A 1,845-nucleotide genomic window follows, 5' to 3' on the forward strand; every position below is an offset into this window, starting at 1 on the left:
ATGATATTGGGGTCAAAAGCCTGTCTATAGCACCTTGAAAAGTTCATATATTTTGTAGTAAATACAAGCCGAAATGCTTCTCTTGCTGTATAATAGAGCTATCCTAGAAAAGAAGGTAATCTTTATGTCATTCAAAGAAAATTCTTACCAGCAAATATCATTTACAGATAGTTTTTCCGGCTTAACCGCCAGGGAACAGAAAGCACTGGAAAAATCCTGGGCAAAAGTTTTTGCTGATGAAATATTCCCTGCCATTGATGAAAAGCGCTTTTCTGTCTTATACAGTAATAAGGCATCCAGACCGAATACTCCGGTAAATGTAATCGTTGGTGCACTCATTATCAAAGAGCTTTTTGATTATTCGGATGATGAAATGGTTGAAAATCTTATGTTGGATTTCCGGCTCCAGTATGCCCTGCACACAACGAGTTTCGAAGAGCAGCCGCTGAGCGACAAGACTCTGAGCCGTTTCCGCAGGCGGTGCTATGATTACGAAACACTTCATAACAAGGATCTTTACCATGACTGCGTAAATGACCTGAGCGCTTCCATGGCCAAACTGATGAGGATCAGCGGGAAGATCCGGCGTATGGATTCCATGATGATCGAATCCAACATCCGTAAACTCAGCCGGATGGAACTGATCTATACTTGTATTTCAAAGCTGGCAGTTTCTATGAATAAGGCAAATGATTCTGCTCTGCCGGAGGATCTGAAGCACTACACAGATCCGAATGATTTCAACAGAGTGATCTATCACCAGAGAAGTACGGATGCAGAGGAACGATTAAAGCAGCTTCTTGCGGATGCCGATAAACTTCTCACCTTATGTGAGTCTGAGTATCAGGATTCAACAGAGTATGATCTGTTTGTCAGATGCCTGTCTGAACAGACAGTTGTTGAAAATGGAACTCGCAGACTCCGCACAAAAGAAGACGGCGGTATGAACTCATCCATGATGCAGAACCCTTCTGATCCGGAGGCTACATTCCGGAGCAAAGCCGGAAAAGAGCATCGGGGATATACAGCCAACCTTGAGGAATCCGTAGGTAAGAATGGTTCCGTTGTAACGGATTATCAATATGACCAGAACAATCACAGTGACAGCCAGTTTCTCCAGGAACATCTTGAGCAGATGGAGAAACAGGAAGAGCGGACAGTCATAATTACGGATGGCGCATACAGCGGGACAGAAAACACGCAGCTCGCATCGGAGAAGAATGTAGAACTGATCACTACAAGCCTGACGGGGAAATTCGCCCCGGATATCCTTGCTGATTTTGAATTCAACGAAGAAGGAACAAAAGTTCTCCGGTGTCCGGCAGGTTATGCGCCGAAAAGCTGCTCCTATATGAAGCAGAGCAGGCAGTGCGCCGTTTCCTTTCTGCATGAGCAGTGTGCCAACTGCCCGTACCAGGACCAATGTAAACCGAAGATCTTTAAGCGGGTTGCCAAAATAGTAACATCCAAAGCGGCACATGAACGTGCGAAGATCCAGCGGGACATGAGCAGTGAAGAATTTAAAAACTACGCAAGACTCCGTAATGGAGTAGAGACTGTACCGTCAAATATCCGCAGGAATTACCATCTGGAAAAGATGCCTCGTGGAAAACAGCGTGGCAAGTTCTTTTTCGGTTCGAAGATAGCGGCACTAAATTTCCGAAAGCTCTTCAATTATGTGAAGGGTCTGGGAAACTATGCTCAAAATCCGGTACTTGCATAAAACAAGGAGGGAAATACCCGGCATATATGCCAGAAATCCCAGCATAATACTACAAAATATGAATTTTTCAAGGTACTATAGGTACAGGGCACAACTAATTATATAGTTTCGACCCCAACATC

The 1,845-nt window shown here is 44.3% G+C and carries 1 protein-coding gene; it reads left to right on the forward strand.

What is annotated here, in order from left to right; genetic code table 11:
- Positions 1–124: 124 nt before the first annotated feature.
- Positions 125–1,723, forward strand: a complete 1,599-nt coding sequence (locus HNP82_RS17710; protein WP_207720666.1) for a transposase — start codon at positions 125–127, stop codon at positions 1,721–1,723.
- The last annotated feature ends 122 nt before the right edge of the window (positions 1,724–1,845 follow it).

Source organism: Catenibacillus scindens, assembly GCF_014202115.1.
GTDB classification, from domain to species: Bacteria; Bacillota; Clostridia; order Lachnospirales; family Lachnospiraceae; genus Catenibacillus; species Catenibacillus scindens.

Bases quoted from the DNA above. Each gene is read 5' to 3' on its own strand.
- HNP82_RS17710 (WP_207720666.1), top strand. From the start codon at position 125: ATGTCATTCAAAGAAAATTCTTACCAGCAAATATCATTTACAGATAGT.